Origin of the sequence: Pseudomonas spelaei (assembly GCF_009724245.1) — a bacterium.
In the GTDB taxonomy this organism is placed as follows: domain Bacteria; phylum Pseudomonadota; class Gammaproteobacteria; order Pseudomonadales; family Pseudomonadaceae; genus Aquipseudomonas; species Aquipseudomonas spelaei.
On sequence record NZ_WNNK01000005.1, the window covers coordinates 34691 to 60335 of the forward strand.

Below are 25645 nucleotides of genomic sequence, written 5' to 3' on the forward strand. Positions count from 1 at the left end.
CCATGTCCCGTGTACCCATGCTGACTCTGGAAACCGCACCGGAAGCGGCCAAACCGTTCCTCGAAAATGCCCTCAAGGGCTCTGGTTTCATCCCTAATTTGCTGGCGGTGCTGGCCAATGCTCCGGCCGCGCTGGAAACCTACGTCACCGTCTCCGGCCTGAACGCCAAGTCCGAGCTGAGCCTGGCGGAAAGGGAAGTGGTGCAGTTGATTGCCGCGACTACTCATGGCTGCGACTTTTGCGTCGCTGGGCACACGGCGGTCGCGCGCAATAAGGCCAAGCTCTCGGAAGAGGTCATCGATGCCCTGCGCCAGCGCGGCGAGCTGCCCAACGAGCGTTATGAGACACTGGCCGCCTTTACCCGGGAAGTGATCGCCACCCGGGGTGATGTCAGCGACGCCGGTTACGAACAATTCCGTGCCGCCGGTTACACGGACGGTCATGCTCTGGAAGTTATTTTGGGTGTCAGCCTGGCCACGCTGTGCAACTTCGCCAATGTGTTTGCCCGTACGCCGCTGAACCCGGAACTGGCGCAATACCGTTGGGAAAAGCCTGCCGGCTGAAGACGCGCGATGTACTCAGGTAGAAGCGGCGCGCTGGCGTCAGCGATGGTAAACATGCTGTAACAAGGAGAGACACCCATGCTTGACCCTATCTTGAGCCGCTGGCTCGATGTTCAAGCGCAAGCCCTGGATGTGGGCAGTTGCGATCCACAGGAAGTGCTGCCACGGCTGGCAGAAGCCAATGTATTACGAATCGGTGTACCCAAAAGCCAGGGCGGCCTGGGCGGCGATGTGGCCGGCGCTGTAGAGGCCATTGCCGATGTGGCCAGTCATTCCCTGGCGGCGGCCTTTGTCTGCTGGGGCCAGCGGTCGTTTATCGAGTATCTGCTGTTGAGCCCCAACGAGCGTCTGCGCGAACAGCTGCTGCCGGACCTGCTCAGCGGCAAACTCGCTGGGGCCACCGGCCTTTCCAACGCGATGAAATTTCTTTCCGGCATCGAGACCTTGCAGATCAATGCCGAGCCGACGGATGACGGCTGGACCTTCAATGGTCGCTTGCATTGGGTGACCAACCTGCGCAAGAACGGTTTTGTAGTGGCTGCCGCCGTCGAGCATAACCAGGGTGGTACGCCGTTTATCATGGCGATCCCCGACTCGGTGGCGGGGCTGCAACGTTCCCGTGACCTGGAATTACTCGGCCTGCAATCGAGCAACACCGCCGCCCTTGGCCTGGAAGGCGTTGAGCTGAGTCGCGGCTGGCTGCTGCATGAAGATGCCCGCAAGTTCCTGCCGGCGGTGCGTCCAGCCTTCCTTGGCCTGCAATGCGGCATGGCCATCGGCCTGGCCCGACGCTCCCTGGCAGAAGTCGCCAACCACTTGGGGTCCAGCCGTACGGTTTTGCGTGAGGAGCTGGAAGCGCTGCGGGCGACCCTGGATCATCTGGTCACCGAGCTCAAGCAAGGGTTGTTGTCCGGGCGTTTCACTGCCGAGCCTGCGCCGTTGTTCCGTTTGCGCATCGCGCTGGCGGAAACTGCTGCCAACGCAGTGCAGCTTGAGCTGCAGGCCAGCGGCGGCAAAGCCTACCTGACCGCCCACGGCAGCGGCTTTGCCCGGCGCTGGAGAGAGTCGGCCTTTGTGCCGATTGTCACCCCAAGCCTGGTGCAGTTGCGGACCGAGTTGGCACGTCAGGCCGCCTTATGAGTCAGGCGGTGCTGCAGGCCCAGGGGATCTGCCTGGGTTATGCCAGCGGGCCGGTACTGGAAGGTTTCGACCTGCAACTGCAGCCCGGTGAAGTGGTGTCGATCCTCGGTCCCAGCGGTGTTGGCAAGTCCAGCCTGCTGCGGGTGCTCGCGGGTTTGCAGGCGCCCCAGGGCGGAAGCATTCGTCTGCTCGGTGAGCCGTTGGACGGCCCGCATCCACGGGTGGCGGTGGCGTTTCAGGACCCCAGCCTGCTGCCCTGGCTGAGCCTGGAAAAGAACGTCGCCTTTGGCCTGGACTTTGCCCGTCAACCCCACTTGAGTGCTGAAGAGCGTCGTGACCGAGTGGATCACGCGATTGCTGCCGTCGGCCTGGAACACGCCCGTCTGCAATTTCCGGCGCAATTGTCCGGCGGCATGGCCCAGCGCACGGCGCTGGCCCGCTGCCTGGCGCGCCAACCGCAGGTGTTACTGCTGGATGAACCCTTTGGTGCCCTGGATGAAGTGACCCGGGCCGACATGCAACACTTGCTGCTCAAGGTTAATCGCGAGCAAGGTTCGGCAGCGGTGCTGATCACCCATGACATCGACGAAGCGCTGCTGCTTTCCGACCGGATTCTGCTGTTGGGCGACCGCCCGGCGCGAACCCTGGGAGAATGGCGCATCGACCTGCCGCAACCGCGGGAAGAGCAGGTGGAGGAAATCGGCGCGCTGCGCATCGACATTCTCAAAACCCTACGGCGGGCAAGCCGACCTTCACCCCATACCCCTGAACTGCTGGAGCCTCACCATGTGTCTGGATGACCTGACCCACTCGCGCCGTGACTTTCTCAAACTCTCGGCTGTGCTCAGCGCGGCCGGCGCCTTGCCGCTGCTGAGCAGCCTGCAAGCTCGAGCTGCTTCCGAGCCGGACGCACCGGTACGTATCGGTTATCTGCCGATCACCGACGCCACACCGCTGCTGGTGGCCCATAACAACGGTTTGTTCGAAGCCGAAGGCATCAAGGCCGAGCGTCCGGTGCTGCTGCGCAGTTGGGCCCAGGTGATCGAGGCGTTTATCTCGGGCCAGGTCAACGTGATTCACCTGTTGTCGCCGATGACCATCTGGGCGCGCTATGGCAGTAAAGTGCCGGCCAAGGTGGTGGCGTGGAACCATGTGGGCGGCTCGGGCCTGACCGTGTCGCCAGGCATTACCGATGTGAAACAGTTGGGCGGCAAGTCGGTGGCGATTCCGTTCTGGTACTCGATCCACAACGTGGTGGTGCAGCAACTGTTCCGCGATAACGGCCTGACCCCGGTCAGCCGCGCCGCCGGCAGCAATCTGGCAGCCAACGAGGTCAACCTGATCGTGCTGCCGCCATCGGACATGCCACCGGCCCTGGCCAGTAAACGCATCGACGGCTATATCGTCGCCGAGCCGTTCAACGCCCTGGCGGAGAACCTCAATGTGGGGCGCGTGCAGCGTTTCACCGGCGATGTGTGGCGCAATCATGCGTGCTGCGTGGTGTTCATGCATGAGCACGACCTGACCAATCGCCCGGAATGGTCGCAGAAGGTGGTCAATGCCATCGTCAAGGCCCAGGTCTGGACCCGTGACAACCGCGAAGAGGCGGTGAAGCTGCTGTCCAAGGACGGTCCGAATCGCTACACCCCACACGCCGAACCGGTGTTGAGCAAAGTGTTGGCACCTCCAGCCAGCGATCGTGCCGCCTACTTGGCCGATGGCGCGATCCAGCACGCCAATTGGGATGAGCACCGTATCGACTTCCAGCCGTACCCATTCCCCAGCTACACCGAGGAGCTGGTACGCCGCCTGAAAGACACGCTGATTGAAGGCGACAAGCGCTTTCTTGCCGACCTGGATCCGGCGTTCGTGGCCAAGGACCTGGTGGACGACCGCTTTGTGCGCAATGCCATCGAAGCGGTGGGTGGCATGAAAACCTTCGGTTTGGCCGATAGCTTTGAGCGCAGCGAGGAGATTGGCGTTTGAACAACGGCAAAACCGTGGTGTGGCCGGGCTGGTTGCTCGGCGTCACCGGATTGGCAGGGTTGTTGTTGCTCTGGTGGCTGGGGGTGAAGGTATTGGGCGAGACGGGCGGTTTGTCCGCACGGTTCTCGCTGTCGGCCACCCTGGCCAGTTTGTGGGAGCTACTGGGGCGTAGCGAGCTGTACTTGCACATCGCCGTCAGCCTCAAGCGGATCTTTGTCGGGTTGTTTCTGGCCTTGCTGGTGGGCGTGCCGTTGGGCTTGCTGGTGGGCAGTTCGCGCAACCTGGAGGCGGCCACCACGCCGGCGTTCCAGTTTTTGCGGATGATTTCACCGCTGTCGTGGATGCCTATCGTGGTGATGCTGATGGGGGTAGGGGACCAGCCGATCTATTTCCTGCTGGCCTTTGCCGCTGTCTGGCCGATCCTGCTCAATACCGCGGCCGGTGTACGTCAGTTGGACCCGCGTTGGCTGCAACTGAGCAAAAGCCTGAGCGCTACTCGCTGGGAAACCTTGCGCCGGGTGATTATTCCCGGGGTGATGGGGCATGTGCTGACCGGCGTGCGCCTGGCCATCGGGATCCTGTGGATTGTGCTGGTGCCGTGCGAGATGCTCGGGGTCAGTGCGGGGTTGGGTTACTACATCCTCGATACCCGGGATCGGCTGGCTTATTCAGAACTGATGGCGATGGTGTTGCTGATCGGGCTGCTGGGCTTTGCCCTGGATGCGTTTGCACGGTGGCTGCATCAGCGGTGGGTGCACGCAAGCTAGAATTCAACAAATAAAGGCCCGAGGCGACTCTCCTAGGGCCTTTGGTTTTTACCGGGGTTTACACTTTTACGTCAATTTGCAGGTCGCCCACAGAGTCATCCGTTGTGGAGAGGGCCGCTGCTGTATCTCTTTGCCCGCCTGCCCTGCGGCCCACACTCTGCGTAATATCTGCTTTTTGATAAATGCCGATGCCGATTCCCCCGGTTAACTCAGCGATGCCAGGAATGCCTTCGGCGGTGTTCATATGTGCTCGGCCTACCCAAACAACCGATTTTCCTCCGAGTTCATTTTTCAGAACCTGCTTTGCACCGTAGTAGTTCATTTCTTCGAGGCGTTGCTTGGACAAGGCGGCATAGGCAGGAGAAGAGCGGGGAAGTTTATCCAGTCCGCCGAAATAATTTGGAGTGTCTGAATGTCGCGTCAGATAGCGATGTTCAAGTGGCATTATTTCTATTTCAAATTCGTCGGCTGCTTTTTTCAGCTCTTCATACAGTGTGCTGCCACCCGGCCTTTTCGAGATGGCGTGTGCGAGCGCTCTATCGTTTATCAGGCCATACGCGTCGAGTGTTGCACCCTCCACAAAGATAGCGGTGACGCCACTTTCCTTGAAGGTTTTCATGGCATCACGCATTGCTATCAGGCTTGCTACGTCAGTGTGCCGTTCACCAAGGACCAATACATCGGTTTTTTCCAGGGCCTCGGCGAAGAGTTGGTTGATCGGTACCGTATCCGTGATATCAGGAAGCGTTGGGCGTGGCGGCATGTTGCCCGCGGCCATCTCTTGAAAAAAGCCGTTCTTCTCAAGTGTGAATTTTTCCCGCGTCAACTTGATTCTATTGGGGGTGAAGTGGTCGTCAATCAGCGCCCCATTGGTGATGGGGCTCGTCACGTATTCATCCAGGGGTAACGGTACTCGGGGAGTGGCAGCCGGTCGATTAATCCTGCTCAATGGGTTATAGCGTGCTTCATGGTGCCGGTTGGAAACACGTAGGGTGGGGGATGGTGGCATCAGGATTTTTGTGGGGCTGAAGGCTTCGAGGGGACTGCCGTAGGCCTGCATTTTGCCCACGTCGTAGGCATACCAATGACCATTCTTGCGCACCGCAGCGCCCTCGACATAATGGCCAGAAAACGTGAACGTGCCGGAGGCTGTGGCCTCATACTTCTGGCTGGCGGCTACCAGGCCATAGCTGTCTGCCGCACCGAGCAGTGTCTGGATTTTTGTTGCCGCGCCCTTGGCGCCCTTTATCGCAAGACGTCCGACACCTATGGCCAGGTCGCCAACGCCGCTTAATGGGTTGAATGACTCGATGGCGGTGACACCTACGATTCTTGCTGTTTTCAGCGCCTTGGCAACGCTGGAGGCGCCCGTGGCCACGACTTTTCCCACTTTGGTGGCCGCTCCTGCGCCTGCTGTGAGGAAGCCGAATAGGTCCATCCCCAAATCCATTGCACCGTCGATATAGTTGCCGTCCCGAAAATTGACGATGGCCGATCTCAGGGGGACCAGGTTCAACAGAAACTCACGAACCTTTTCTCGTGAAGCGAGCTCCTGATCGAATGTCGTGACGCCCCGGGCTTGCTTGAGTATGTCTGCGTTGTCCAGGTCAAAGGCTTCGATGAACGTGTCGGCAATGTAGCGTGTCCTCTGGCTGGAAAAACTTTGAGGTGGCAGCGCGCTTGTGGGGGCCTCACCTTGCAGGCCTGGGGGGGCACCTTCGGCGGGTTTGAGTATTTCTGTCTTGTGCAGTTTGTTGGCGTTACGAAAGTCATGCATCCGGGTCCGTGCTTGAAGGTCTGTCAGCCGGTGGATGGCGCCTTTTTCCAGATCAATTTCATACAGGGTGGTCACGGCGTTGCGTTCGGTCTTGATCAGCAGCTTGCTGCTTTTTGAGGTGAGTGCAGGCGGCGAGTAAAAATCCGTTGCCAGTGTGTAGACCTTATCCTGATAAAAATCGATCTTGCCACGTTCCAGGTTTTCACGGTCGGCCAGCGGAAGCTGAGTGATAAGGTGTTGAACGGTAGTTCCCAGGCCTTTCTTCTTTGCAGTAATGGTTTCATCGAATTGATGTTTAAACGTGTTGAATACATTGATGCCGGTGTGGCTATTAAGCGCGTCGATAGGGATACGGCTGTCTGGCGTTTTCCATTTTGGAACGTTTTCCTGGCCCATCATGGCGATGTCCAGCATTGAGTAAGTCCCTTGATGATGCCGTGTGACTTTAAAGGAGTAGTCGGCAGTGATGCACTTTTCCTCAAAGGGTACGCCCTTGCCGAATTGCGCTTCAAGTTTAGCCAGCGCGATCTCTTTCAGGTTGGGTAGTGGCCTGTCCAGCGCGGTTGACGCCGTGGCTCGTTCCTCCAATTGGCGATTGAAGTCATCTCGCACCTGTTCAATTTCAACGGAGCTGTACAGGTTGTCGTCTTTTCTTTCGACGATACCGTTGGCAACCCCCCAATCAATCAATGCACTTTTTTGGGTTTCCTCGGGAATGGGTGTGTCGGATGCATGGGCGCTGCTCATGACCTGGGCAAAGTTCATGTTTGGTGTCGCGCCCGGCGTGTTGGCCTCTATTTTTGCCACCGCAAGGCAAAGATTGGTCCAGGACTGGCTGCCATACACCACGTTTTCGGGAATGTCTTTGACCAGGAACTGTGGCGCCACACGCCCCAGCAACAGATGGGCACCCAGTTTGGCCGTGGCCGCTGAAGTCTTACCGTTGTTGACCAGATGGCTGCTTAATGCGCTGACGACGGATGCAGGTGATTGGCCCCAATGTTGTTTTTGCGCGAGGTCAAAACCGGCGACTTTGTTCCTGTCAGGCGCGCTGATGGATTCTGCATCAAGCCCAAGCTGGATCCCCGCCAACACGTAATCATTCACGCTGGTTTCAGTCGCAATGCCGTTGAGTCGGGTTTGCAGGGTCTGTCCGAGCGCCTGCGCCCTGGGGGAGAGGAGGAGGCGTTCCAGCGCCTTGGCAGGGTCTTGCAGTTCAGCCTCGGATAAGGGCCGGTCGTTAATCAAATAACCCAGCACGCCACGGCGGCTGTCTATCAGTGGAAGGCCTGTCAGGCCCGCCGAATTCGAGGCGATCAGGGCGTGGGTGGCCTCTTGTTGTTCAAGGTTCAGGGGTAATGGCCAGGACAACGCGCCACCAAAGTTGCCAAACGGGTGTTGCATGGATTGATCGGTGGCAGCCCGGGCCAGGGTGATTAGCTCAGTTCGGGTGGTGGGCAGTGTTGCCCTCCACGCGCTCAGGAACGACTCAAGATCGACGGTAGCCCCAACCTCCAGGTCGTACTTCTGGTAATACGATGCGTCAGGGTGAGGCTTGAAGCGTGTCTCTGCCAGCACTGACGCCACCGCTTGCGCATCCGCTTGTGGCGCCAGGCATTGGGCGGCCTGATTGAGTTGTTGCGCCAGGGTCTGCCAGTCGCACTGGTCCCCAAGGGCACGTTTTAACGTGAGGTCGGCCGTATTGGGTTGGCTGGGTTGCGGCTGTTCACGCGCTGGCGGCTGGACCAGCGCCAATGGCGTACCGTCGGGAGGAGGCGCTTGTTGGGAGGTTAACGCTGCCGTGGAGGCCGATAAGGTCTGCCGGGATTGTATTGAGGTCATCGCTGCTCACCTGTTTGAGTAGGCGCCCCCCAAACATCCCTGTTACTGGGCGTCCAAACTGCGTGGTGTGGCAGGCTCTGCGAGTTCACCTTGGAGTGTAAGCAATTACGCTGCCCGGGCGATCAGCGGTGGTAGTACCCCGGGCCGGCATCAGCGTAGCGATGGTCGTGCCAACCGCCTCCATGGGGGAAGATGATGCAGCCACTCATGCTCAGCATGATCAGCAAAGGAATCAGCAGTGTGATTCGACGGAGCATTTCCAAATCCTCGTAGGGTTCTCAAGATTCAAACAGGCACAAGACAAGCCAAAGCTTTTCATCGCCTGTAACATGAGACCCTGACAACCCCGCGCCATCCCCGTAACCGGGTATGCGCTTGGCATGGTTGTCGATACAAAGTGGATACATATCTTCAAGTTCAGGAACCTGTCATGACCCAGTCACAACGTTTGAAATACTCGATTCTGATCGCCCTGGTCGTCCTGGGGACGATGTTTGGCCTGTCCTATTTGCAGAACACCGGGGCTATCAGCGAAAAAACATTCCAGTACATCGCCATTGGTGTGGCGGTGGTTGTGGTGGTGATCAACGGCGTCATGCGCCGCAAGGTCAAGCCCAACGTTTGAGTCAGGCGCGACCTTCGAGGACTTTGGCAGCCTGCTCGTGCAGGCTGTAGCTTTTATCGGCATTGAGGGTGATCACGCCCTCGCTGCACAGGCGCTTGAGCACCTCGCGCACGCTGAGAAAGGACAGCGGGATGCCCAGCTCCAGCAAATGGCTGTGCACCCCTCGAACACCCAGGCTGCGCTGGTTGTCGGCGGCGGTAAGCAGGGCGTCGATGACCTTCAGCCGGATCAGGCTGGTGCGCAGTCCAAAACACTTGAGCAAGTAACGAATGCGCTGGTTACCGTGCCGCTCCAGCTCCTTGCCGAATGCCTGGGCGCCGGTGCCAAAAGCGGCATCGTGCGTCGATGGGTGACCTTCCGTGGGCAATTGCGGGTTGTACATGCAAAAACTCCTTTTCAGAGCCTGATCAGGAAAATGATGGCGCTCTTAGTGACTAAGACGAACGAGCAGCGCAAATCATGAAGCGCAACATGTAGAAAATTTGTCGGTATCAGGTCTGTGACATGTGAACACCTGCGAATAAACGCCGGTGCCCGCTAAATTATTCCCGCTTTCTACGTCTTTACTGGAAGGTCGCAGTGGTCTGCTGGGCCACGTCTATTTTTCCGGGTTGAGTGTGGGGTCTGCGTGAATATTTCCAACGGATTGTGCCGGGTGTGTGTAGCGGGTGTGTGTCTCGGTTTGAGCCTTTCGGTGTCGGCCCGGGTACAGGTCAGCGAGGCGAAGGCCGAGATACGCCGTACCGGTTTTGGTGTCCCGCACATTCGTGCCAATGATGAACGCGGACTGGGTTACGGGATTGGTTATGCCTACGCCCAGGACAATCTGTGCCTGCTGGCCAACGAAGTGGTGACCGTGAACGGCGAGCGCGCCAAGTATTTTGGCGCCGAGAAGTCGACCCTGGAGCGACGTAACAATCTCACCAGCGATGTGTTCTTTACCTGGCTCAACACCCCCGAGGCAGTTTCGGCATTCTGGAGTGCCCAGCCTGCGCAGATGCAGCAGCGGATTGAAGGCTATGTCGCGGGCTACAACCGTTATTTGAAAGAGCGCACGGCCACCGGGCTGCCCGAGCAGTGCCAGGGGGCCTGGGTGCGGGCGATCACTCCCGAGGATCTGGTCAAGTTGACCCGACGTTTGCTGGTGGAAGGTGGCGTAGGCCAGTTCGCTGAGGCCTTGGTCGGTGCCACGCCCCCTCAAGCCACCGCTGGTGTGCAGCCTGACACTCAGACGTTTGAAGTCGCGGCCGCCAATCAACAGCGCTTTGCCCTGGATCGCGGCAGCAATGCGGTGGCGGTAGGGCGTGACCGTTCGTTCAACGGCCGTGGCATGTTATTGGCCAACCCGCATTTTCCCTGGATCGGCGCTATGCGCTTTTATGAAATGCACCTGACCATTCCCGGTCAATTGGACGTGATGGGTGCAGCCTTGCCGGGGTTGCCGGTGATCAATATCGGCTTTAACCAGCATGTGGCCTGGACCCACACAGTGGACACCTCCAAGCACTTCACCTTGTACCGTTTGACCCTGGACCCGAAAGATTCGACCCGCTACCTGTTGGACGGCAAGTCCCTGCCGATGGAAAAAACCACCCTCGCAGTGCAGGTGAAAACCGCTGATGGCAGTACCAAGAGTGAGTCGCGCACGGTCTACAGCTCACAGTTCGGCCCGGTGGTGCAATGGCCGGGCAAGCTGGATTGGAATAACCAATATGCTTTCAGCCTGCGGGACGCCAACCTGGGTAACGACCGAGTGCTGCAGCAGTGGTACGCCATGAACCGCGCCGCCAGCCTCAAGGAACTGCAGACCTCCGTGCATACCCTGCAAGGCATTCCATGGGTCAACACCCTGGCAGCGGATGATCAGGGTCAGAGCCTGTACATGAACTTGTCGGTGGTGCCTAACGTCAGCGCGAAGAAACTGGCGCAATGCAGTGATCCTCGCGCGGGCCTGCAATTGATCATGCTCGACGGCTCCCATAGCGCCTGTGCCTGGGACGTTGATCCGCGTGCGGCACAGGCGGGGATTTTCCCTGCTGACCAGTTGCCGCAGTTAGAGCGCACGGATTATGTGCAGCACTCCAATGACTCGGCGTGGATGGTCAACCCCAAGGCGCCGCTGACCGGGTTCTCGCCGGTGATCAGCCAGGACAAGATCGGTTTGGGGCCGCGTGCGCGCTTTGCCTTGCAGCGCCTGCACGAGCTGGATAAACAACCGATCACCACGGCCGACTTGCAGCATATGGTGATGGACAATCAGGTGTACCTTGCCAGCCAGGTCATGCCGGATCTGCTGAAATTCTGTGAGCAGGACCTGGGTACAGACGCTACCGTCTTGCAGCCGGTGTGCGACAGCCTGAAAAACTGGGACCAGAAAGCCAATCTTGATAGCGGCCTGGGGCTTGTGCACTTCATCAACCTGTTCAAGCAACTGCAGCAAGTACCTGAGGCCTGGCAAGTAAGTTTCGATCCGGAGCAGCCGCTCACCACGCCACGCGGGTTGGCCATCGATCGGGCGCCCGTGGCCAAGGCGCTGCGCGAGGCGATGCTGGCGTCAGCGGCTGACGTGGCAAAGCTGGGGTTGAACCAGGACAGCCGTTGGGGTGATGTTCAAGTCAGCGGCAAGATCCCGCTCCACGGTGGCCCGCAAGAGCTGGGCATTTATAACGCGATGCAGAGCGTGCCTCGAGAAGACGGCAAGCGTGAAGTGGTCAGTGGCAGTAGCTACTTGCAGATTGTCACCTTTGACGATCAGGGGCCGCAGGCAGAAGGGCTGTTGGCGTTCTCTTTGTCCAGCGACCCGGCCTCGAAGTATTCGAAGGACCAGACTCAGGCGTTTTCCGAGAAGAAACTGCGCCCGCTGCTCTTTACCGAGCAGCAGATCAAGGCGGACCCGCAGTATCAGTTGCAGGTGATCAGCGAGCAGGGCCAGTAAGCAGTTGTTCAACGGCTGAGAACGCCTTGGCACGGCGTTCCTCCCAATCCCCTCCAATCACCAGGAAGGGCTGCCGATGTTGCTCAAGCCATCGGCGGCTTGCCTGGAAAAACGCCAGGCGATCCGCCAGTTCCGGCTGGCAACGCTGGCCATCAGCGGTCCAATCCACATCCTCAGGTGACAGCAGCAGGTGCAGGTCGTAGTGCCGCGCCAGCAGCTCACTGTCGAGCCACTTCGGGTAGTCGCCGAACAGCGTCAGACTCCACAGCTTATTGGTCAGCAGATGGGTATCGAGGATCAACAGCGCAGGCTGTTCGGCACGAGCCGTGTCTTCCCAGGCCAACTGGCCGTGGGCGATGTCCGGGATATCGTCCAGGGTGGTATCGCGTTGGTGGTGATCGATGAAATGGCGCACGTATTCCCCAACCATCAGCCCACCAAAATGTGCCTGTAACTCAGCGGCCAACCAGCTTTTACCGCTGGACTCCGGGCCGGCCATGACCACGATCTTCATGCCTGCAACGCCGGGTCAGCGCGCCATTCCCGCCAGCCTTGCACCGCAATGACGGTGAACAGGGCATACAGTGCTGCGGTGAGGTACAGGCCTTTGTAGAGGAACAGGCCGACAAAGATCACGTCCACGGCAATCCACAACGGCCAGCACTGCACGCGCTTCTGTGCCATCCACATTTGCGCCACCAGGCTGAAACCGGTCAGCGCTGCGTCCAGCCAGGGCTGTGCGGCGTCGGTCCAATGGGCCATGGCTGCCCCCAGCAGCAGGCTGCCCACGGCGCCGACGGCCAGGCCCAGGAGGATTGGTTGCACGCCGAGGCTAGTGACCTGGCGGCCTTGCTTGACCTCACCGGCCCGGGTCCACTGCCACCAGCCGTAGAGTTGAAGGCCGGCGTAGACCACTTGCAGCAACATGTCGGAATACAGCTTCACGTCGAAGAAAATCCAGGTGTACAGCAGCACCATGACCAGGCCGATGGGCCAGCACCAGGGGTTCTGTTTGACGGTCAGCCAGACGGCGATCACCCCCAGCGCAGCGGCAAACAGTTCAAGCCCGGACATGGGGGTTCCTTGGAGAGTGGGAAAGGGCGCCGATTGTACCCAAACAAGCGCCCTTATAGGAGTGCGGTCAGACTTTGAACTGACGCAACAATCCATCCAATTGCTCGCTGAGGTCTTTCAAATGCGTACTGGCTTCGCTGGATTGCTGAGCGGCCAACGCTGTGCTGTGAGAAAGCCCGGCTGCCTGGGTGACGTTCTGGTTGATATCTTCCACCACGTGGGCCTGTTGCAACGTGGCGCTGGCAATCGACGCATTCAAGCCGTTGAGGTTGCGCAACGCCTGGCCGATAGCGTTCAGGCTGGCTCCGGCCTGGCCTGCTTGCTCGATAGTCAGTTGTGAAGCCAGGTGGCTATCGCTGATCACCTTGACCGCCGCCTCCGAGTGGCCTTGCAGGCGCTCGATCATGGCCTGGATTTCAGCGGTGGATTTTTGCGTACGTTGGGCCAGCAACCGAACCTCATCGGCCACCACGGCAAACCCCCGGCCTTGTTCGCCGGCGCGGGCGGCTTCGATGGCGGCGTTAAGGGCCAGCAGGTTGGTCTGGTCCGCGATGGAGCGGATTACTTCCAGCACACCGCCAATCTGAGTGCTTTCGCTGGACAAGGTGCGGATCACTTCCACAGCCTGGTTAATGGTGCCGGACAGCTGATCGATCTGCCGCAGGCTGCCATCGATATTGACCTGGCCTTGCTCAGCCTGGGCCTGGGCATCGCGCATTTCGCTGGCGGCGTGCTCGGCGTTCCTGGCCACGTCCTGTACGCCATAGGTGACCTCGTTGATGGCCGTCGCCACCAGCTCCATTTGCTGCGACTGCTGCTGGCTGCGGTCATGGGCTTGACTGGCATTGCTGCCCAATTCTGCGGACGATTGGCCCAGGGCATTGGCGCAGCTCTGCAACTGGCCAACCACCTGGCGCAGCTTGGCAGTGAAGCTGTTGAAGTGTTGGGCCAGCTGGGTAACTTCGTCTTGACCGTGGGTGTCGAGGCTACGGGTCAGGTCACTTTCGCCGCTGGCAATATTGGCCATGGCGTTAACCGCTTCTTGCAGTGGATGCACAATGCTGCGGGCGATCAGCAGCACCAGCAACGCCATGATCAGAGCAATCCCCACGCCAATCGCCGAGGCTTTCCAGACCTGACTGCGAAACTCGGCCTGCACGTCATCGACGTAGACGCCGGAACCGATGATCCAGCCCCAGGGTTCGAACAGCTGGATGTAGGAGGTTTTTTCCACCGGCGCGTCGGCGCCCGGTTTCGGCCAGCGATAGTTGACGATTCCGGCACCCTTGGCCTTGGCCAGGATGACAAACTCGTTGAACACCGCAAAACCGTCGGGGTCGCGAATCGCCGACAGGTTCTGGCCGTCCAGCTTGGGGTTGGCCGCGTGCATGATCATCACCGGCGTCAGGTCGTTGATCCAAAAGTAATCGTCATGGTCATAACGCAGCCCACGCACCACGCTCAAGGCTTGCTTTTGCGCGGCGTCGCGACTCAGCACACCCGTAGTTTCCAGGGTGTGGTAGTAGGCCAGGACCCCGTTGGCGGTCTGCACCACGTGCTGGGTTTGTTGGCTCTTGGCCTGATAAAGGCCGTCATGGATCTGCTTGAGCATCAGCAGGCCCAAGGTCAGCAGCATCAACACGGCGACGATCAGGATCAGCCAGAGGCGCCGGCTGATCGACATAGTGCGCAAACTGTTCATGGTCCTGTCACTCCGTGTTCTTATAATTGTTGGTGCTGTAATCGGCCTGCCCGTCGATATCGCACAGCGAACTCCGGGCTTGTCTGATAGGCTTTCGGCCGAGAGTCAGAAAACCTGAGTCCTGCTTGATTTTTCAAGGAAATTTCGCGGCCCTGCGGTGACTCTTCGCGCAGTGGTTTCAGCGCACTCGTCGTCAGTGAAACACTAAAAAATAGCAACGAGGCATGCCCGGAGCATGACCTTTTGGGGGGAATATGGATCTTTGGACCGCCGTACAGGCGTTGATACTTGGCGTTGTTGAGGGACTGACGGAGTTCTTGCCGATCTCCAGTACCGGTCACCAGATTATCGTCGCCGACTTGATCGGTTTCGGTGGCGAGCGTTTTGAAGCGTTCAATATCATCATCCAGCTGGGCGCCATCCTGGCGGTGGTCTGGGAGTTTCGGCGCAAGATTCTTGATGTGGTTGTCGGTTTGCCCACCCAGCGCAATGCCCAGCGGTTTACCCTTAACCTGCTGATCGCGGTCTTGCCTGCGGTGGTGTTGGGGGTGATTTTTGCCGACCTGATCAAGCACTACCTGTTCAACCCGATTACCGTGGCCACAGCGTTGGTGGTGGGCGGCATCATCATGTTGTGGGCTGAGCGCCGCCAGCATGCAGTACACGCTGAAACTGTCGATGAGATCACCTGGAAAGATGCCCTCAAGGTGGGCTTGGCCCAGTGCCTGGCGATGATTCCAGGCACCTCTCGTTCTGGGGCCACGATCATTGGCGGCCTGCTGTTTGGCCTGTCGCGCAAGACCGCTACCGAATTTTCGTTCTTCCTGGCGATGCCGACCATGGTCGGTGCCGCAGTGTATTCGGGCTACAAATACCGCCAGCTGTTCCAGCCCGATGACCTGCCGGTGTTCGCCATTGGCTTTGTCACCTCGTTCATCTTCGCGATGATCGCGGTCAAGGGCTTGCTCAAGTTCATCGCCAGCCACAGCTACGCGGCGTTTGCCTGGTATCGCATTGCCTTCGGCCTGGTGATTCTGGCGACCTGGCAGTTCGGCTGGGTTGAATGGGCGGCAGTCAAGGCGTGAAGACCATGAGCATCCAGCATCCACGTTTCAAGGCCCTGATCTTCGTGCTGTTGTGTGCCGTGCCGCTGTTCGGCTCGGCGTTGCTTTGGTATCGCGGGGTTTCGTTGATTCCACTGGCGGCCTATGGCGCGGTCAGTGTCGTGGCGTTTTTCCTGTATTGGAGTGATAAGCGCAAAGCCCGCGAGGACAGTTGGCGCACCCCGGAAAACGTCCTGCATGCGGTGGAACTGGCGGGCGGCTGGCCGGGCGCGTTGATTGCCCAGCAAGTGTTCCGTCACAAGACCCGCAAAGTGTCGTACCAGGTGGTGTTCTGGCTGATCGTGCTGTTGCACCAGGTGTTCTGGATCGATCAGCTGTTTCTTGGCGGCACGTTACTGTCGTTGTTCTAGCAGCAGCCCGACTTGCGTGCGCTTGGGCAGTTTGCTCACCACCAGTTGGTGCGAGCGCTGCAACAGGTCACGCAGCTCCTCGGCGCCCAGCGGGTAGGGCGTGTTCATGATGATCCACTGCGCACGTGCCAGATAAGGCGCCGGATGAATGCCGGGGCGATCGACATGCCCCAGGAACAGTTCCTTGTCGACTTTGAACGCGAGGGACTCGCCCCGCAGGTTCTGCAAGGCAAACATCTTGTTTGTGGCAATCGAGAACACCCGTACGCCGCCCCATTTATAGTCCTCACGTGCACCCGGCAGGCTCAGGCAGAAATGGGCGACATCATCGATGTTCATCTTTTTCGTGCTCATAGCAGTCGGTCTCCGCAACCTTTGAACCCCTCGTTCAGAAAGTCGATCCACGCCCGTATTGCCGGCAACACGCCACGCCGATGGGGGTAGACCGCCTGCAGCCAGCCACCCGGTAGCGACCATTCGGGTAGCAATTGCACCAGTTGGCCACTTTGCAGCTCCTGCTCGCAATACATCATTGGCAGCACCGTGCAACCCAGGCCGGCGAGGGCACTGGTGCGGCGTACGATAAAGTCGTCTATGCCCAAGCGGGCTTCAAGCGCCAGGTCGCAGCTTTGACCATCGGGGCCAATCATGCGCAAGTGGACCATGCGATCAGGCTCCAGGGCTCCGAGAACGGGTATCTGCTTGAGGTCATCTGGCGTATTGACCGGGTGCGCTCGCAAAAAGTCCGGGCTGGCCACTAGTGCGGTTTGTGCCTGGCGCAGACGGCGAGTCACCAGCAACGGGTCTTCATCCCCCAGTTCCCGTACCCGCAACGCAACATCAATGCCTTCGCCAATCAGGTCGACGCGGCGGTTGACCAGGATCATGTCCAGTTGGACTAGCGGGTAGGCTGCCAGAAACCGAGCCACCATGCCCGGCAGAATCTCCTGGGCCAGCCCCACCGGGCAGCTTACTCGCAGGCGCCCCCGTGGCTGGCTGGACATGCTGGCGACAGCCTCATCGGCCATTTCAGCTTCCAGCAGCATCGCTTGGCAGTGGCGCAAGTAACGTTCGCCGACGGCGGTCAGGGTCAATTGCCGGGTAGTACGTTGCAGCAAGCGTGCGCCAAGGCGCTCTTCCAGTTCGGCAATGCGCCGGGACAACCGCGACTTGGGGATCCCCAGCAGCCGGCCGGCGGCGGCAAAACCGCCGGCTTCTACCACTTTGGCGAAATAGTAAAGGTCATTGAGGTCTTGCATAGCGCGCCTATTGTCCTGTCAGTGGAACGAACTATCGCATTTTAACCAGCTAATCGGCTATTGGTTTCATCTGTAGGATTGTCAGCAATTGGTCGCCCGGTGGCGATCCTCACTTGGAGATCCCCCCATGAAACTCTTGCATATCGATTCCAGCATTCTTGGTGACAACTCGGCTTCCCGTCAGTTGAGTGCCGGTGTAGTCAAGGCTTGGCAAGCGGCTGAGCCAGGCGTTGAAGTCACTTACCGGGACCTGGCCAGCGAAGGTATCAATCACTTTTCCGGCACTACTTTGGGCGCCCTCGGTACCGCCGCTGAATTGCGCAATGCTGTACAAAAGCATGAAGCCGACCTGAGCGCGCAGACCCTGGCTGAATTCCTCGAGGCTGACGCCGTGGTCCTGGCAGCTCCCATGTACAACTTCACTATTCCTACCCAGCTCAAAGCCTGGATCGACCGTATCGCAGTGGCCGGCCAGACCTTTCGCTACACCGAAGCTGGCCCTGAAGGCCTGTGTGGCAACAAGAAAGTGATTGTGGTCTCCACTTCCGGCGGTTTGCACGCTGGCCAAGCCACGGGCGTGGCACATGAAGACTACCTGAAAGTGCTGCTGGGCTTCCTCGGTATCACCGACATCGAGTTCGTCCGTGCCCATGGCCTGGCCTACGGTGACGAGTTCCGCAGCAAAGCCATGAGCGATGCCAACGTGCAAATCAGCGAGCAATTGTTCGCCGCTGCGTAAGACTTGTGTAAAGTTCGCCGCACCTCGATATCAATCTGATTCGAGGCGCCTAAACTCTGTATTCTGGTGGCCTGAAAGCGACCGGAGTACGGAGTTTTTTCGTTGGCGCGCTGTCTTCAGTTTGGCCCAGGTTATGCACGCATGGGTTTATCACCGAGCCCGAGCACCATGAATCATGGGAATTTCAACAGACACGCAGGCGGTCACGCAGCAAAGGTGGACATCCCCATGATGCGTCTTTGTGCAGTCTTGGTTCTTTCGTTGCTCGGTGGCCTGGTTTCAGTGCACGCCGCGCCCGCGCCGCACCCTCATTGGAGTGTGGGCTTTCACCGCATGAGCTTTCTCGATCCGCTGGATTTGCAGCCGATGAAGGCCATCGCCTTTTATCCCTCTACCGGTCGCGAGCATTCCACTCAGGTGGGGGCTTATCACATCGCTGCTACTGAAGACTCCAAGGTTGCCATTGGCCGCTTTCCGATGCTGATGCTGTCCCACGGTAACACCGGTACGCCACTGGCCTTGCATGACCTGGCGACCTCTCTGGCACGCAAGGGATTTGTGGTAGTGGCGGTGTTACATCCTGGCGACAACTACAAGGACCACAGCCGCCTGGGCACTTTGAGCAATTTGTACGGCCGGCCGATCCAGATTTCCGAAGCGATCACCGCCACCCTGGGCGACCCGATGCTGTCACCGTTCGTCAACGTTGATCAGGTGGGCGTCATTGGTTACTCGGCGGGCGGTGAGACAGCGTTGATCCTGGCGGGCGCCAAGCCTGACCTGGACCGGCTGCGGCGTTATTGCCAACAGCGCCCGGAAGACCGTGATGCCTGTACCACCAAGGGCGAACTGATTGTCGACCGTGATGACTTGCAGCCCCAGGCCGATCCTCGGATCCATGCCTTGATGCTGATGGCACCTTTGAGCCTGATGTTCGGCCGCCACACCCTGGCGGACGTGCATGTGCCGGTGTTGCTCTACAGCGGCGACGGCGACAAACTGGTGGCGGTAGACAAGAATGCCGCCGCCCTGGCACGCAAGCTGCCGGAGCCGCCGGACTTCAAGCTGTTGGCCGGGGCAGGGCACTTTATCTTCATGGCACCGTGCGATAACGACCAGCTGGCCGCCATGCCAGCCGTGTGCACCGATGCCGATGGTGTCGACCGCGAGGGCATTCACCGTGACTTGATTTCCGAGGCCGGGCGCTTCTTCAGCCACACCCTTGGCCAAGAAACGCGAGCAGGCATGCAGACCGCGGATCAGTAGGTTCGACGCTTGAGCAGCAAGGTCAGGCCCAAGCCGCTGACCGAGAGCAACGCGGCGCAGAAGAAGATCCACGCATACCCAAGATTCAGCGCCACGGCGCCCATCAGCGGCCCGGCAATCGCCAGGGCCAGGTCGAAAAACACCGCATAAGCACTCAAGCCTGCTCCCCGGCTGCTGTTGGGCACCTGCTTGATCGCCTCCACGCCCAGCGCCGGATACACCAGCGACAAGCCAAAACCGGTCAGCCCGGCACCAATCAAGGCTACGCCGGTGGACGGCGCCAGCCACAGCAGTATCAGCCCCAGGGTTTCAATGGTCATGCAGGCAATCGCCGACGTGAAGCCACCGAAGCGGCTGATGCTGGAGATAAACAGTAGCCGTGACAGGATGAAGCACGCACCAAATACCGTCAGGCAGTAGGCGGCGCCGGTCCAGCCTCGGCTCAGGTAGTAGAGGGTGATAAAGGTGGTCAGGGTGCCGTAGCCAATAGACGCCAGGCACAGGCTTGCGCCAAAGGGGGCGATGCGTCCGAATACTGCCCAGAACGGCAGGCGCTCGCCGCGTATCACCGGCACCGACGGCTTGTTACGGATCAGCAGCAGCCCCAGGCCGGCCAACACCGACAGGGCGATGCCGAGGCTGGTGTAGCCGTATTCGGCAACCATCACCACCCCCAGCGGTGCACCAATGGCAATGGCGCCATAGGAGGCGATGCCGTTCCAGGAAATCGAGCGTGCAGTGTGCTCCGCGCCGACCTGCCCCATGCACCAACTGATGGTCCCGACACCGATCAGGCCTTGGGCCACGCCCAGCAATAGCCTGGCCACCAGCAGCACGCTCAAACTCAGCAGCGGCAAGCTTTCCAGCAACGTGGCGATAAACGTCAGCACGCCGCTCAGCAAAATCCCGCTCAAACCCAGCACGATTGCGCGTTTGGTTCCGACAGTGTCCGACATGCGCCCAGCCATAGGCCGGCTGAGCAGGGTGGCCAGGTATTGGGAGCCGATGGTGATCCCGGCGACTACCGCACTGAATCCCAGTTGTTCATGCACATAGCCTGGAATCACTGCAATCGGAAGACCGATGCAGATGAAGGCGATGAAGGTGTAGAAAACGATAGAGACGATTTGCAGGGTGATCGACAGTGAGCTGGGGGCTACAGGCTGGGATGGAGGCATGGGAGCTCGTTCGCGGGCGGGCGGTGAGCGCATGATGGCGTGGGGCGGAGGGAAAAGGAAGCAGGCTAACTAATACTGTAGCCGCTGCCGAGGCACGAGGCTGCGATGGGCTGCGTAGCAGCCCCCTGGGGGCGGTCTTGCGGACCGCATCGCAGCCTCGTGCCTCGGCAGCGGCTACAGGTAATTCGTACTTTTAGAACACCACACCCTGGCTACGCAGGTAATCATCATAGGTGCCGCTGAAGTCGGTCACGCCACTTGGGCTCAGCTCGATGATGCGAGTGGCCAGGGACGATACGAATTCACGGTCGTGGCTGACGAAGATCAGCGTGCCCGGGTAGTTTTCCAGCGCCAGGTTCAGCGCTTCGATGGACTCCATGTCCAAGTGGTTGGTGGGTTCGTCCATGATCAGCACGTTGGGTTTTTGCAGGATCAGCTTACCGAACAGCATGCGGCCTTGCTCACCACCGGAGATCACCTTGACCGACTTGAGGATCTCGTCGTTGGAGAACAGCATCCGGCCCAGGGTGCCGCGAACCACTTGTTCGCCTTCCTTGGTCCAGCGGCCCATCCAGTCGAACAGGTTGGACTCGTCTTCGAAGTCCGACGCGTGATCCTGGGCGTAGTAGCCCAGTTCGGCTGCTTCAGTCCACTTGACGGTACCGGCGTCCGGGCTCAATTCGTTGACCAGGGTGCGCAGCAAGGTGGTCTTGCCGATACCGTTCGGGCCGATGATTGCCACGCGTTCGCCAGCTTCAACCTGGAAGCTGAAGTCCTTGAACAGCGTCTTGCCGTCAAAACCTTTGGCCATGCGCTCGACGATGACCGCCTGGCGGTGCAGCTTCTTGGTCTGGTCAAAGCGGATGAACGGGCTGACGCGGCTCGACGGCTTGACTTCGGCCAGTTGGATCTTGTCGATCGCCTTGGCGCGGGAAGTAGCCTGCTTGGCTTTCGAGGCGTTGGCCGAGAAGCGGCTGACGAAGGATTGCAGCTCGGAGATCTGGGCTTTCTTCTTGGCGTTGTCCGACAGCAACTGCTCGCGGGACTGGGTCGCCACGGTCATGTATTCGTCGTAGTTGCCCGGGAACAGGCGCAGTTCGCCGTAGTCCAGGTCGGCCATGTGGGTGCAGACGCTGTTCAGGAAGTGACGGTCGTGAGAGATGATGATCATCAGGCTCGAACGCTGGGTCAGAATGTTTTCCAGCCAGCGGATGGTGTTGATGTCCAAGTGGTTGGTGGGTTCGTCGAGCAGCAGCACTTCCGGGTCGGAAAACAGTGCTTGAGCCAGCAGAACTCGCAGCTTCCAGCCGGGCGACACTTCGCTCATCGGGCCGTTGTGCTGTTCGATGCCGATACCCAGGCCCAGCAGCAGTTCACCGGCACGGGATTCGGCGGTGTAGCCGTCCATCTCGGCGAAGTCGGTTTCCAGCTCGGCGACGGCCATGCCGTCTGCTTCGGTCATTTCCGGCAGCGAGTAGATACGATCACGCTCTGCCTTGACCTTCCACAGCTCCTCGTGGCCCATGATCACGGTGTCGAGCACGGTGAATTCTTCGTAGGCGAACTGGTCCTGGCGCAGTTTACCCAGGCGTACGTTCGGCTCCAGCATGACCTGGCCACCGGAAGGATCCAGGTCGCCACCGAGGATTTTCATGAAGGTCGACTTGCCGCAACCGTTGGCCCCGATCAGGCCATACCGGTTGCCCGCGCCGAACTTGACCGAGACGTTCTCGAAGAGCGGCTTGGCGCCGAACTGCATGGTGATGTTAGCTGTGGAGATCAATTACTTTACCTATCAATGGGTTGCGAGCAGCGCCGAAAACCTTCGGACCATGCCTGGACCTGGGCCAACGGGCATACGTCAACAGCGATATCAAGGCGTGAAACCCTGTCGCTGAGCAGAAAATTGGGGTACATGTTGGAATTTGGCGCGCATTGTCGCATATGTGAGGCGTGAGTTGTATGGCGGGGAAGGCAAGGGCGGAAAACGGGCTGCATTCAGCAACAGGATATCGACTAATTTCGCTCAAATATCGACAAAAGTAAGGCAGTTGCATCGAAAAAATCAGTACGTGCAGTGTTTTCTTTGGTCCCATGATGGATGACAGTTGAACATTTCAAGGTCCTGGAATACTTTTCGTCCGTTCGCCCTACAGTTATGGCTCTTTACCGGTTCAAGGATGGCGAGGCTATTGGTGTAGGGCGGACCTCTTCATATAGTAATGATCATTCGGAGATCCAATGGACAGGTTGTCAGACAAACAGGCGATATCCAGCAACAAGGATGCCTGGAACGAATCCGCCAAACATCATAAAGGCACCGCCAATTGGCAAGCGTTGCTCGACTCGGTTGGCAATGCCGGCTTCTCCCGGCTGGACCCGACGCTGACCGCCTTGTTGCTCGCCGTCGGAGTCAAGGATAAGGACGTGGTGCAACTGGGCTGCAACAATGGCCGTGAAAGCTTGTCGCTGTTTGGTCTTGGGGCTAGAACAGTCACGGGGGTGGATCAGTCCGAAGCCTTCCTGCAGCAGGCTCGCGAGTTGGCGGAGAGGTCGCCCCACAGCCCGGAATTCATCGAAGCCGATATCCACCAATTGCCCGAACAGCTGCACAACCGGTTTGATCTCGCCTTGATCACCATTGGCGTACTCAACTGGATGCCGGACATTGGCCTGTTCATGACCCATGTCGCGAGCACGCTCAAGCCTGGCGGCACTCTGGTGATTTATGAAACTCACCCGTACCTGGAGATGTTTGACCCCCAGGCTGCCAATCCGATGATGCCCGCCAGTTCGTATTTTCAGCGCGAACCTTTTGTGCAGCAGGAATCTATCGTTTACGAGGGGCTGTCAGAGCGCGCGGTAGCCGCGTCCTATTGGTTTGTGCATACGATGGGGGACATCGTGGGCGGCGCTCTTGGGGCCGGTTTGCAGATCAGTCATTTGAAAGAGTACCCGCATTCCAACCGCGAGGACCTCTACGACCAATATGAGCACCAGCCGGCGCAATTGCCCTTGTGCTACACCCTGACAGCGATCAAGTGTTCGACGTGACACTCGCTTTGCGCACAAAGGTGCGCATGGTTTGCCCGGGGGCAGTACTGAATCGAGTGGGCCTTGGCTTACCTTCGTCAGCAGCAATAAAGATGAAGTGATCGCCTTCCAGGCGATAGCTCGCCGGTAGTTGCTTGCCAGCATCAGCCCCTATTGCATCCACCCAGATAATCGCTTTGGGCGTCGTCGTGGCGTCCAGGGTGAACCTGCCTGCCAGCAACACTTCCCCAGTGAGAGTTACCACTTGGAATTGGTCACCGCTGATGGTGGTCACGGCGCCGGGGGCGCTGTGTTCATCGACGGGGTTGAGCACGCCGCTGTCTTCCAGGGCAGTTTGTACCCAGTCCCCCTGGAGCCGCTGCCGGTCATGCGCGTTGATGCAGATTTCTTCGGAGGTCGATACGGATGGCATACACATTCCTTTTGATAAGAGTGTCGTGCTGTTCAGTGCTGATTCAGGCTGGCTGAAACGATTTTGTGCGAAACTTCCCGTTTTGGGCATATCCGTATGTATTTTCTCTTTGCTGGCAGGTATTTAACCTACCTTTGACATGGCGTAGGGATAATGCCGCGCAGATGTTCGTCTACTCTCGGACATAGGTGGGAGTATTTTCGTACCTAATAGTGAAAACAATCTGCAATGCGTGGGATTTTTCTAGTGACTGAGAGGTCGGATAGCCATCAGTAGACCGCGCATGTTCGATGTCCAGGGCGTTGCCCCTGTTTTTTTGATCATTTACTCAGGTTGACGGTGCTTTCCAGACGTTGAGTGTCAACTTTTCAGGATGCAATGATTTTGAATAAAACTCCTCAGATCCAAGCTCAAGCTGTATCAGACGAAATTGACCTGTTTGAACTGTTTCAATCCATCTGGCGACAAAAAAAGCTGATCATTGGGTGCACTATTCTTGCCGGGGTGGTGGGCGTCGGCTATGCATTCCTGGCTCCGCGGGAATATCAGGTGAGCAGCGTGTTACGCCCGGCAGCGATCAACGAACTGGATGCGCTCAATCGTTCCGAAGTCTACAAGTTGCCACCGGCAGACGCGTTGGCCAAGGTGGGGTCTGAACTGGATTCCTATGAAGCCCGCCTGGGCTTCTTCAAAACCAACGAAGCACTGTTCAAGCCGTTTCAGAAGCCAGGGCAGACTCTCGAACAGAGCTTTGAAGAGTTCAATCGCAATTCAATCAACCTGATACTCCCCGACCCTAAAAAGGCTGACTCACTGAGCAGTTATCTGCGTCTTGAGTTGCAGTACCCCAAAGACATTGACGGTGTGGCGATTCTCAATGGTTTCGTGGACTACGCCCTTGCCTCGGCACGTGATCAGATCGGTGCTGACCTCAAGGTCATCGTCAACAACCGTCTCAATGAACTCAAAGGCAAGATCGACGCCGCTCGCGCCAACTACGACACCGATAAGGAGTCGAAGATCGCCAAACTGCTCGAAGGCGACAAGCTCAAGCGGGCACAGTTGGAAGATGAGCTCAGTGCATTGCGCCTGCAGATGAAAATGGAGCGCACCAATCGCCTGGCGGAACTGGCCGAGGCGATTTCCATTGCCAAGTCCATGGGTATAAAAACGCCTACCACACCATCGTCCATGGCTGACTCGTCGCGCAGTGGCTCAAGTCAGGTCATGCGAACCGAGGTCAACAACCAGAAAATCCCGCTGTATTTCATGGGTACCGAAGCGCTGGAGGCCGAACGTGCGGCTTTGCAGCAGCGTACCAGCGACGACTTCACCAACCCACGCATTGCTGAAATCGGCAAAGACTTGCAGTTGCTCAATACCAACCGTGAGGTTGAGGTTCTGAAGAAGCGTGGGAATGAAGACCTCTTCCTGAAAGATGTTGATCCATTGCGCGCGGAAGTGGCACGGCTGCGTAGCTTGAACATTGATATGAGCACCGTGAAACTGGTAACAATCGACCGTCGTGCGCAAGAGCCCCTGAGCCCGATCAAACCGAAAAAGGTTCTGGTTATTGCCTTGAGCCTGGTTGTCGGATTGGTATTGGGGGTCATTGCAGCGTTGATTCGCCATTGCGTCCTGGCCCAGCGTGAGGTTGTACCCCGCTTATCCGAGGATGATCGTCGCCTTCGTCTGCGTGAGCAAAAGGATGACGAGCCTCTGGTTTAAGGGGAGACAGGAGGGGGGCAAAGGCCTCTCTCCTCGCTGCTACTCTTGATTGTTTGCGGTGCCTGGTCCAAGCATTTGGACACCTTTTCACAATTCTTAATTAACCTTTGGTTACAAACTGTGG

Annotated in this window: 24 protein-coding genes; 13 read left to right on the top strand and 11 right to left on the bottom strand. The window is 58.6% G+C overall.

The window, feature by feature from the left end; translation table 11 throughout:
* Nucleotides 1–2 precede the first annotated feature (2 nt).
* The 5 genes from GNF76_RS07605 (at nucleotide 3) to GNF76_RS07625 (ending at nucleotide 4456) form a co-directional block, all read left to right on the top strand.
* Complete coding sequence (locus GNF76_RS07605; RefSeq protein WP_155582565.1) at nucleotides 3–563, top strand: carboxymuconolactone decarboxylase family protein; 561 nt, start codon at nucleotides 3–5, stop codon at nucleotides 561–563.
* A 78-nt stretch (nucleotides 564–641) separates the two neighbouring features.
* A complete protein-coding gene (locus tag GNF76_RS07610) occupies nucleotides 642–1703 on the top strand; it encodes an acyl-CoA dehydrogenase family protein (protein WP_155582566.1) in 1062 nt (353 codons plus the stop codon).
* Nucleotides 1700–2503, top strand: a complete 804-nt coding sequence (locus tag GNF76_RS07615; protein ID WP_155582567.1) for an ABC transporter ATP-binding protein — start codon at nucleotides 1700–1702, stop codon at nucleotides 2501–2503. The genes GNF76_RS07610 and GNF76_RS07615 overlap by 4 nt, the downstream gene beginning before the upstream one ends.
* Complete coding sequence (locus GNF76_RS07620; protein WP_155582568.1) at nucleotides 2490–3689, top strand: ABC transporter substrate-binding protein; 1200 nt, start codon at nucleotides 2490–2492, stop codon at nucleotides 3687–3689. The genes GNF76_RS07615 and GNF76_RS07620 overlap by 14 nt, the downstream gene beginning before the upstream one ends.
* A 14-nt stretch (nucleotides 3690–3703) precedes the next feature.
* Complete coding sequence (locus tag GNF76_RS07625; protein WP_178123237.1) at nucleotides 3704–4456, top strand: ABC transporter permease; 753 nt, start codon at nucleotides 3704–3706, stop codon at nucleotides 4454–4456.
* 58 nt (nucleotides 4457–4514) lie between these two features.
* On the opposite strand, the gene GNF76_RS07630 is transcribed toward GNF76_RS07625, so the two are convergent.
* Both GNF76_RS07630 and GNF76_RS29765 read right to left on the bottom strand, forming a co-directional pair.
* Nucleotides 4515–8075, bottom strand: coding sequence for a TraB/GumN family protein (locus GNF76_RS07630; RefSeq protein ID WP_155582570.1), 3561 nt, complete (start codon nucleotides 8073–8075; stop codon nucleotides 4515–4517).
* Nucleotides 8076–8197: 122 nt separating this feature from the next.
* Complete coding sequence (locus GNF76_RS29765) at nucleotides 8198–8332, bottom strand: hypothetical protein (protein ID WP_281354886.1); 135 nt, start codon at nucleotides 8330–8332, stop codon at nucleotides 8198–8200.
* 173 nt (nucleotides 8333–8505) lie between these two features.
* Here GNF76_RS29765 and GNF76_RS07635 point away from each other — a divergent pair, with 173 nt between their 5' ends.
* A complete protein-coding gene (locus GNF76_RS07635) occupies nucleotides 8506–8700 on the top strand; it encodes a hypothetical protein (protein ID WP_155582571.1) in 195 nt (64 codons plus the stop codon).
* 1 nt (nucleotide 8701) lies between these two features.
* On the opposite strand, the gene GNF76_RS07640 is transcribed toward GNF76_RS07635, so the two are convergent.
* Nucleotides 8702–9082 (bottom strand): fe2+ zn2+ uptake regulation protein, encoded by a 381-nt coding sequence (locus GNF76_RS07640; protein WP_155582572.1) that lies wholly within the window; start codon nucleotides 9080–9082, stop codon nucleotides 8702–8704.
* A 246-nt stretch (nucleotides 9083–9328) separates the two neighbouring features.
* On the opposite strand from GNF76_RS07640, the gene pvdQ reads away from it, so the two are divergent.
* A complete protein-coding gene (pvdQ, locus tag GNF76_RS07645; protein ID WP_178123222.1) occupies nucleotides 9329–11635 on the top strand; it encodes a bifunctional acylase PvdQ in 2307 nt (768 codons plus the stop codon).
* Here pvdQ and GNF76_RS07650 read toward each other — a convergent pair.
* The 3 genes from GNF76_RS07650 to GNF76_RS07660 all read right to left on the bottom strand — a co-directional run bounded on the left by GNF76_RS07650 (nucleotide 11616) and on the right by GNF76_RS07660 (nucleotide 14411).
* Entirely contained in the window at nucleotides 11616–12149 is a 534-nt protein-coding gene (locus tag GNF76_RS07650; RefSeq protein ID WP_155582573.1) for an AAA family ATPase, read from the bottom strand. The genes pvdQ and GNF76_RS07650 overlap by 20 nt on opposite strands.
* Nucleotides 12146–12709: a nicotinamide riboside transporter PnuC gene (gene pnuC / locus GNF76_RS07655; protein WP_155582574.1), complete on the bottom strand. Its 564-nt coding sequence runs from the start codon at nucleotides 12707–12709 to the stop codon at nucleotides 12146–12148. The genes GNF76_RS07650 and pnuC overlap by 4 nt, the downstream gene beginning before the upstream one ends.
* A 67-nt stretch (nucleotides 12710–12776) precedes the next feature.
* Nucleotides 12777–14411, bottom strand: a complete 1635-nt coding sequence (locus GNF76_RS07660) for a methyl-accepting chemotaxis protein (RefSeq protein ID WP_155582575.1) — start codon at nucleotides 14409–14411, stop codon at nucleotides 12777–12779.
* 254 nt (nucleotides 14412–14665) lie between these two features.
* On the opposite strand from GNF76_RS07660, the gene GNF76_RS07665 reads away from it, so the two are divergent.
* Both GNF76_RS07665 and GNF76_RS07670 read left to right on the top strand, forming a co-directional pair.
* Nucleotides 14666–15496, top strand: coding sequence for an undecaprenyl-diphosphate phosphatase (locus GNF76_RS07665; protein WP_155582576.1), 831 nt, complete (start codon nucleotides 14666–14668; stop codon nucleotides 15494–15496).
* 5 nt (nucleotides 15497–15501) lie between these two features.
* Nucleotides 15502–15885 carry a DUF1294 domain-containing protein gene (locus tag GNF76_RS07670; protein WP_155582577.1) on the top strand — a complete coding sequence of 128 codons (384 nt, stop codon included), beginning with the start codon at nucleotides 15502–15504 and terminating at the stop codon, nucleotides 15883–15885.
* Here GNF76_RS07670 and GNF76_RS07675 read toward each other — a convergent pair.
* Nucleotides 15868–16239 (bottom strand): MmcQ/YjbR family DNA-binding protein, encoded by a 372-nt coding sequence (locus tag GNF76_RS07675; RefSeq protein ID WP_379652552.1) that lies wholly within the window; start codon nucleotides 16237–16239, stop codon nucleotides 15868–15870. The genes GNF76_RS07670 and GNF76_RS07675 overlap by 18 nt on opposite strands.
* Nucleotides 16236–17144: a LysR substrate-binding domain-containing protein gene (locus tag GNF76_RS07680; RefSeq protein ID WP_155582578.1), complete on the bottom strand. Its 909-nt coding sequence runs from the start codon at nucleotides 17142–17144 to the stop codon at nucleotides 16236–16238. Before GNF76_RS07680 ends, GNF76_RS07675 begins: the two co-directional genes overlap by 4 nt.
* A gap of 127 nt (nucleotides 17145–17271) precedes the next feature.
* Between GNF76_RS07680 and GNF76_RS07685 the strand changes: the two genes are divergently transcribed.
* Nucleotides 17272–17883: an FMN-dependent NADH-azoreductase gene (locus GNF76_RS07685; RefSeq protein ID WP_155582579.1), complete on the top strand. Its 612-nt coding sequence runs from the start codon at nucleotides 17272–17274 to the stop codon at nucleotides 17881–17883.
* 228 nt (nucleotides 17884–18111) lie between these two features.
* Entirely contained in the window at nucleotides 18112–19149 is a 1038-nt protein-coding gene (locus GNF76_RS07690; protein ID WP_155582580.1) for an alpha/beta hydrolase family protein, read from the top strand.
* Here GNF76_RS07690 and GNF76_RS07695 read toward each other — a convergent pair.
* Both GNF76_RS07695 and GNF76_RS07700 read right to left on the bottom strand, forming a co-directional pair.
* Nucleotides 19143–20327, bottom strand: a complete 1185-nt coding sequence (locus GNF76_RS07695; RefSeq protein WP_155582581.1) for an MFS transporter — start codon at nucleotides 20325–20327, stop codon at nucleotides 19143–19145. The two genes, GNF76_RS07690 and GNF76_RS07695, sit on opposite strands and share 7 nt — an antisense overlap.
* 193 nt (nucleotides 20328–20520) lie before the next feature.
* Nucleotides 20521–22110, bottom strand: coding sequence for an ABC-F family ATPase (locus GNF76_RS07700; protein WP_155582582.1), 1590 nt, complete (start codon nucleotides 22108–22110; stop codon nucleotides 20521–20523).
* A gap of 458 nt (nucleotides 22111–22568) precedes the next feature.
* Between GNF76_RS07700 and GNF76_RS07705 the strand changes: the two genes are divergently transcribed.
* Complete coding sequence (locus GNF76_RS07705) at nucleotides 22569–23381, top strand: class I SAM-dependent methyltransferase (RefSeq protein WP_155582583.1); 813 nt, start codon at nucleotides 22569–22571, stop codon at nucleotides 23379–23381.
* Here the strand turns inward: GNF76_RS07705 and GNF76_RS07710 are convergent.
* Nucleotides 23365–23793 (bottom strand): TIGR03067 domain-containing protein, encoded by a 429-nt coding sequence (locus GNF76_RS07710; protein WP_155582584.1) that lies wholly within the window; start codon nucleotides 23791–23793, stop codon nucleotides 23365–23367. The two genes, GNF76_RS07705 and GNF76_RS07710, sit on opposite strands and share 17 nt — an antisense overlap.
* 378 nt (nucleotides 23794–24171) lie before the next feature.
* Between GNF76_RS07710 and GNF76_RS07715 the strand changes: the two genes are divergently transcribed.
* Nucleotides 24172–25521, top strand: a complete 1350-nt coding sequence (locus tag GNF76_RS07715; protein ID WP_379652551.1) for an LPS O-antigen chain length determinant protein WzzB — start codon at nucleotides 24172–24174, stop codon at nucleotides 25519–25521.
* Nucleotides 25522–25645 lie beyond the last annotated feature (124 nt).

Coding starts and splice junctions, on each gene's coding strand:
- GNF76_RS07670 (WP_155582577.1), top strand. CDS start 15,502: ATGAGCATCCAGCATCCACGTTTCAAGGCCCTGATCTTCGTGCTGTTG.
- GNF76_RS07680 (WP_155582578.1), bottom strand. CDS start 17,144: ATGCAAGACCTCAATGACCTTTACTATTTCGCCAAAGTGGTAGAAGCC.
- GNF76_RS07705 (WP_155582583.1), top strand. CDS start 22,569: ATGGACAGGTTGTCAGACAAACAGGCGATATCCAGCAACAAGGATGCC.
- GNF76_RS07620 (WP_155582568.1), top strand. CDS start 2,490: ATGTGTCTGGATGACCTGACCCACTCGCGCCGTGACTTTCTCAAACTC.
- GNF76_RS07605 (WP_155582565.1), top strand. CDS start 3: ATGTCCCGTGTACCCATGCTGACTCTGGAAACCGCACCGGAAGCGGCC.
- GNF76_RS07660 (WP_155582575.1), bottom strand. CDS start 14,411: ATGAACAGTTTGCGCACTATGTCGATCAGCCGGCGCCTCTGGCTGATC.
- GNF76_RS07665 (WP_155582576.1), top strand. CDS start 14,666: ATGGATCTTTGGACCGCCGTACAGGCGTTGATACTTGGCGTTGTTGAG.
- pnuC (WP_155582574.1), bottom strand. CDS start 12,709: ATGTCCGGGCTTGAACTGTTTGCCGCTGCGCTGGGGGTGATCGCCGTC.
- GNF76_RS07690 (WP_155582580.1), top strand. CDS start 18,112: ATGATGCGTCTTTGTGCAGTCTTGGTTCTTTCGTTGCTCGGTGGCCTG.
- GNF76_RS07630 (WP_155582570.1), bottom strand. CDS start 8,075: ATGACCTCAATACAATCCCGGCAGACCTTATCGGCCTCCACGGCAGCG.
- GNF76_RS29765 (WP_281354886.1), bottom strand. CDS start 8,332: ATGCTCCGTCGAATCACACTGCTGATTCCTTTGCTGATCATGCTGAGC.
- GNF76_RS07615 (WP_155582567.1), top strand. CDS start 1,700: ATGAGTCAGGCGGTGCTGCAGGCCCAGGGGATCTGCCTGGGTTATGCC.
- GNF76_RS07635 (WP_155582571.1), top strand. CDS start 8,506: ATGACCCAGTCACAACGTTTGAAATACTCGATTCTGATCGCCCTGGTC.
- GNF76_RS07610 (WP_155582566.1), top strand. CDS start 642: ATGCTTGACCCTATCTTGAGCCGCTGGCTCGATGTTCAAGCGCAAGCC.
- GNF76_RS07710 (WP_155582584.1), bottom strand. CDS start 23,793: ATGCCATCCGTATCGACCTCCGAAGAAATCTGCATCAACGCGCATGAC.
- GNF76_RS07650 (WP_155582573.1), bottom strand. CDS start 12,149: ATGAAGATCGTGGTCATGGCCGGCCCGGAGTCCAGCGGTAAAAGCTGG.
- GNF76_RS07685 (WP_155582579.1), top strand. CDS start 17,272: ATGAAACTCTTGCATATCGATTCCAGCATTCTTGGTGACAACTCGGCT.
- GNF76_RS07640 (WP_155582572.1), bottom strand. CDS start 9,082: ATGTACAACCCGCAATTGCCCACGGAAGGTCACCCATCGACGCACGAT.
- GNF76_RS07715 (WP_379652551.1), top strand. CDS start 24,172: ATGATTTTGAATAAAACTCCTCAGATCCAAGCTCAAGCTGTATCAGAC.
- GNF76_RS07695 (WP_155582581.1), bottom strand. CDS start 20,327: ATGCCTCCATCCCAGCCTGTAGCCCCCAGCTCACTGTCGATCACCCTG.
- GNF76_RS07675 (WP_379652552.1), bottom strand. CDS start 16,239: ATGAGCACGAAAAAGATGAACATCGATGATGTCGCCCATTTCTGCCTG.